Origin of the sequence: Streptomyces oceani (assembly GCF_001751245.1) — a bacterium.
In the GTDB taxonomy this organism is placed as follows: domain Bacteria; phylum Actinomycetota; class Actinomycetes; order Streptomycetales; family Streptomycetaceae; genus Streptomyces; species Streptomyces oceani.
Genome location: NZ_LJGU01000122.1, coordinates 1 through 5,115, shown reverse-complemented (window position 1 = coordinate 5,115; position 5,115 = coordinate 1). Strand labels below are relative to the sequence as shown.

Genomic DNA, 5,115 nt, shown 5'->3' with positions numbered 1-5,115 from the left:
GGCTCGGGTCGATACCGAGGGCGCGTTCGCGTACCCGCCGCGCGGTGGTCGCGCCGAGGATGCGCTGGAGGGTGGCGGGGCGGGCGGCGGCGAGCCGGTCGATGCTGTCCAGGCCGTACGAGCACAGGGTGCGGGCGGTCGCGGGGCCGATCCCGTCGAGCGCGGCGACGGGCTTGCCGGCGAGGAACTCCGCCGTCGAGGCCGCGTCGGCCGGCACACACCGGACTCCCCCGGGCGGTCCGTCCTGCGCGGCCATCCGGGCGAGCAGCGGGTTGACGGCGACGCCGATGGTGCAGTCCCGGCCGTGCAGCGCGAGCGTGCGCAGCCGTACGAGCTGGGCGAGGCCGGTGGCGTCCCGCCCGAAGTAGCGCTGTGCGCCGCGTACGTCGGCGAGCGCGGCGTCCGGGGGGAGGGCCTGCACGACGGGGGTGACGTCGCGGAGCAGGTCCAGCAGCTGGGCGTGGTACGGCTCGGCGTGCGGGCCGAAGTGGACGTACAGGACGTGGGGTGGCTGGTGCCGGGCGAGGTGTGTGGGGTGATCCGTCATCCCGCGCTCCCCGGGCTGGAGTGCCACATCTTGCGGAGGCTGGGGGACTTCGCCGGCTCGCCCGCGGGTCGTAGGTCCGCCCAGGGGTGCATCCGGTAGCCGGTCGGCAGCTCGATCCGGCGGCCTCCGGTGGGGTCGCTCGCCTCATCGGCGCGGTCCGCGGCGACGGGCTCCTCGCCCCCGGCTCGCTCTCCCGTGCCCCGGACTGCCGCGTTCCGCTCTCGAGGGTCCCGCTCTCCCGCGTCCGCGGCCAACCGGGCGGTGACGGCAGCCAGTCCGCCGGTACGCCGCAGCTCGATCAGCTCGGCCAGGTCCCAGGCGGCGGAGCCGACCACGCTGAGGCTGCGCGGCCCACGCCGCTGAACCACGCCGCGTACCAGCAGCAGCCAGGAGTGGAAGACGGTGTGCGCGCAGGCGGCGTGCGAGTCGTCGAAGAAGGCGCAGTCGACCAGCCCGGTGCCGTCGTCCAGGGTGCTGAAGATGACGCGTCGCCCGCTGCGGATCGGCGGGGTCTGGGTGGCCGACTTGGCGCCGGCGACCAGCACCGTGTCACCGTGCCGTGCCTCGTCGAGCGTACGGGCGGACCAGGCGCCCAACTCGCGCAGGAACGCGGCGTGGTCGCTCATGAGGTGCCGGGAGGCGTCCATGCCGAGCACGCCGAGTTCCGCGCCCAGCCGCTCGTCCCGATCCAGGTCCGGCAGTCCGGCCGGCTGCGGCACGGCGGCCTCGCCGAGGGTCAGTTGGCCCTCCCGGGCACCCGGCCCGCGCTGCTGGCGGTGCAGTTCCTGGATGTGCAGCAGCGTGTCACGCCGGTTCCCGCCGAAGCCGTCCAGCGCTCCGACCCGGGCGAGCGCCTCGGCGACCGGACGGGGCGGACGGGCCCGGCGCCACAGGTCGGTGAGCGAGTCGTAGGGCTGGCCGGCGACGATCCGCCGCGCGTCGGCCTCGCTGATGCCCTGTACCTCGTACAGCGCGAGGCGCAGGCCCCAGTTCGCCGACGAGGACGACGGCGAGGACGACGGCGAGGGCGCGGCTGGACCACCCGCCGAACTCCCCGCAGGCACCCCCGAATCAGACTCCAGTTCGATTTGATAGGTCACGCCGGAGCGGTTCACGTCCAGCGGCAGCACCGGCACTCCGCGCCGTCGCGCGTCCGCCAACAGCAGCCGCTTCGGGTACATCCCCGGGTCGTGCGCGAGCAATCCGGCGTAGAACGCCGCCGGGTGATGCGCCTTCAGCCAGGCCGACTGGTAGGTCGGCACCGCGAAGGCGACGGCGTGCGCCTTGCAGAAGCCGTAGCTGCCGAACGCCTCCACGATCTCCCAGGTGCGCTCCACCACCTCCGCCGCGTAGCCGCGCCCCGCCGCCTCCCGCGCGAACCAGGCGCGCACCCGGCCCCGCCGCCGTTCGTCGGACAACGCCCGACGGGCCTCGTCGGCCAGCGCGCGGTCACACCCGGTCAGCACCGAGATGATCCGGATGAGTTGCTCGTGGAAGACCACCACGCCGTACGTCTCGCGCAGCGCCGGCTCCAGGTCCGGATGCGGGTAGCGCGCCGGACGGCGGCCGTGCCGCGCCTCGATGAACGGCCGCACCATGTCGGCGGCCACCGGCCCCGGCCGGAACAGCGAGATGTCCACCACCAGGTCGTGGAAGGTACGCGGCTGCAGCCGCCCGACCAGGTCGCGTTGTCCGGGTGACTCGATCTGGAAGCAGCCCAGCGTCTCCGCCGAGCGGATCAGCTCGTACGTCTCCGGGTCGTCCGCCGGCACCGCGTCCAGCTCGATCCGCTCCCCGCTCGCCCGCTCGACCTCGGCCACGGCGTGTGCCATCGCGGACTGCATCCGCACGCCCAGCACGTCCAGCTTGAGCAGCCCGAGCTCCTCCACGTCCTCCTTGTCGAACTGCGCCATCGGCAGGTGCTCACCACTGGTGGGCACCACCGGGGTACGCGCACGCAGCGAACCGTCGGAGAGCAGCACCCCGCACGGATGCATGGCGACCCCCCGCGGCAGCCCGTCCAGGGCCTCGACCAGCGACCAGAAGCGCTCGCCCCACGGGCCGTCGGCCGCCCCCTGGATCTCCTCCCGGATCTCCCGCAGCTCCGGCAGCTCCGCCAGGGCCGTACGGGCGTCCCGGGCGCGGATGTGCGGGAACGCCTTGGCCAGCCGGTCGGTCTCGGCCGGGTCCTGGCCGAGGGCGGCGCCCACGTCCCGGATGGCGTGCCGGACCCGGTAGGTCTCCGGCATGGCGACGGTGGCGACCCGCTCGGGGCCGAAGCGGTCCAGGATCGCGTGGTAGACCTCGATGCGCCGGGCGGACTCCACGTCGATGTCGATGTCCGGGAGAGCGGCGCGACGCGGGGAGAGGAAACGTTCCATCAGCAGCCCGTGCTCCACCGGGTCGGCCTGTGCGATCCCCAGCAGGTGTGCCACCAGTGACCCGGCGCCGGAGCCGCGCGCGGCCACCCGGACGCCCATCTCGCGTACGTCCTGGGCGACCCGGGCGACGGTGAGGAAGTACGAGGAGAAGCCCAGCCCCTCGATGATCCGCAGCTCCTGCGCCAGCCGCCGCCACCGGTCCCGGTCGGCGTCGTACCGCCGGCTCACCATGCCCGCCACACAGCGCGAACGCAGCACCCGGGCGGCGGTGCGCGCCCCGGCGCCCACCAGCTCCGGCTCGGGGAAGTGCACGCTGCCGATTCCCAGGTCGTCCTCCGGGTCGACCCGGCAGGCGGCTGCGGTCTCCTCGGTCACCTCGAGCAGTCGGTGCGCGGTGGCGCGGCGGTAGCCCGCGGCCTCCGCGATCCGCTCGGCGACCTCGGCCATGGTCGTACGGTCCCGCAGCCAGCGCGTGCCGTCGTCCAGCCCGGCACGTTCGTCGATGGGGACGAGCCGGCGGGCCGCGTCCAGTACGTCCACCACGGGGCCCTGGTCCGGATCGGCGTACCGCACGGCGTTCGTCAGCACCGGCCGTACCCCCTCGGTGGCGGCCAGGCCAAGCATCCGGGCGGCGTCCCGCAGCGGCCCGGAGGCGGTCACCGCCAGCCGCAGCTCGTCGCCGAAGACCTCCCGCCAGTGCCGCAGCAGCCGTGCCGCGCGGTCCGGCCGGCCGGCGGCGAGCGACCGGCCGACCTCGGAGTCAGCGCCCAGCAGCACGGTCAGTCCGTCCCCGCCCAGGTCGGTCCAGCCCAGCCGGGGCCGTTCCCCCGAGGTGGCGTGCGCGGCGGTGATCAGCTGGCACAGCTGGGCCCAGCCCGCGGCGCCCGCACGGGCCAGGAAGACGGCGCGCTGGGCCGACTCGTCGACGAAGGCGCCGCCCTTGACGGGCGTACGGCGCCGGCGCACGGCACTCTCCGGTTCCGCTCGCTCCCCCACGGCCAGCTCCGTGCCGTACACCGGTCGCAGGCCGAATCGCGCGGTCGCCTTCGCGAATCGCACGGCTCCGGCGAGGGTGTCCCGATCGGTCAACGCGAGCGCGTCCATGCCCCGCTCGGCGGCGCGCCGCGCCAGTTGCTCGGGCGACGAGGCGCCGTAACGCACCGAGAAGCCGGAAGCGACATGCAGATGTGTGAAGCCGGCCATCCGCACGCACCTCCCACGCTGTCGCACCCCCTGCTGTTGGTCCTGGTTCCACCTTAACCCCAATGTCGAAAATCCGTTCGAACAGAGGTTCGCGCAGGTCATAAGGGAAACAACCGGAGCTCGAGGCGAGCGGGAGCCGATCCGCGGGCGCTCCGCGCCCGCTTCCCGAACGCNGGAGGCGGTCACGGTGTGTGATGCCTCCACGGCGCCGCACGCGGAGACCACCGCTATCCGGCTGGTCGGTCTGCTGCCGGCGGACTGGACGTGCGTGCCGGAGATCGCCCCCGGCCGGATACGACTACGGGTGCTGCTGGACGAGGAGACGGGCAGCAGCGGTCGGGTCCGGCGCCGGGTGGCGGCCGTACTGCGGGACCCGGCGTTGCGCGGCTGGCGGCAGCAGGGGGACTGAGCCGGCGCCGTACGCGTCCGGTGTGCGGCGGTCGGTGCGCGGGTGTGTGCCGGGGCCTTGCCGACGGGTCCTCAGAGCCACCCGAAGTCCCGGGCCAGCAGGGCGGCCTGGGCACGACTGGCCGCTCCCAGAGCGCGCATCAGGTCGGCCACATGGCGGCGGTAGGTGCGCACGGAGATGCCGAGCTGTCGGGCGCCGGCCTCGTCCTTGCCGACGGACACCAGCGACCGGAGCACGCGGCGCTCCATCTCGGAGAGCGTGGGGGCGTCCTCGCTCAACGGTTCGTCGGCGACACCGGGCAGCTCCGCGGAGTCCGCCCAGATCTTCTCGAACAGCGCGACGCTGTGCGAGACCAGACCCTCCTCGTGCGCCAGCAACGCGCCGCGGGTGCCGTCCTCGGGGTCCAGCCGGATCAGCGCGGCGCGGCGGTCGTAGACGAGCAGGTGCTCGGAGACGTCTGCGGTCCTGATCTCCGCGCCCGTGGCGGCGATCTCCCGTAGGTAGCGAGAGACCGGGCTGTGGCGCAGCGCCTCGGCCGGCACCACGTGGCGCAAACGCACCCCGCGCCGGAGGCA

General features: G+C 74.3%; 4 protein-coding genes. 1 reads left to right on the top strand and 3 read right to left on the bottom strand.

From position 1 onward, the window contains the following. Positions 1–547 (bottom strand): helix-hairpin-helix domain-containing protein (locus AN216_RS12500; RefSeq protein WP_244502438.1); only part of this gene is annotated, 547 nt, incomplete at its 3' end. After that, positions 544–4,131, bottom strand: coding sequence for a DNA polymerase III subunit alpha (locus AN216_RS12495; RefSeq protein ID WP_070196744.1), 3,588 nt, complete (start codon positions 4,129–4,131; stop codon positions 544–546). The genes AN216_RS12495 and AN216_RS12500, both read right to left, overlap by 4 nt. A 187-nt stretch (positions 4,132–4,318) precedes the next feature. On the opposite strand from AN216_RS12495, the gene AN216_RS12490 reads away from it, so the two are divergent. Continuing rightward, complete coding sequence (locus AN216_RS12490; protein ID WP_070196743.1) at positions 4,319–4,540, top strand: hypothetical protein; 222 nt, start codon at positions 4,319–4,321, stop codon at positions 4,538–4,540. Positions 4,541–4,611: 71 nt separating this feature from the next. On the opposite strand, the gene AN216_RS12485 is transcribed toward AN216_RS12490, so the two are convergent. Further along, positions 4,612–5,115, bottom strand: a 504-nt coding sequence (locus AN216_RS12485; protein WP_139140912.1) for a helix-turn-helix transcriptional regulator, incomplete at its 5' end; no start/stop codon positions are given.